Annotated in this window: 1 pseudogene; it reads right to left on the bottom strand. The window is 43.0% G+C overall.

What is annotated here, in order from left to right:
* Positions 1-46: 46 nt before the first annotated feature.
* Positions 47-235 (bottom strand): annotated as a pseudogene (locus tag IX315_RS09695) (IS3 family transposase); the annotation flags it as partial.

Here is a 235-nt window from a genome sequence, read left to right as displayed (position 1 = left end):
CGACTATAAACATCTATAACTGCAGAGAGGTACATAAACCCTTTCTCTATAAGGATATAGAAATATCTGTCGACCATACCTGATTGGAGCACTTTACCTTAAGCCCTTTAAGTAAGTAGGGACGTACATAACTCGGCACAGTGCCTTTACTGAGGCTCCTCTGTGGGTAGATCACCAGGATTCCCATCTTACGCATAAGTTGCCTTACACGCTTCTCATTCACTGAGTAACCTCT

Source organism: Porphyromonas levii (assembly GCF_018206105.1).
In the GTDB taxonomy this organism is placed as follows: Bacteria; Bacteroidota; Bacteroidia; order Bacteroidales; family Porphyromonadaceae; genus Porphyromonas_A; species Porphyromonas_A levii.
Note: the sequence above shows the minus strand (reverse complement) of the source record. Positions and strands in the feature narration are given on the sequence as shown.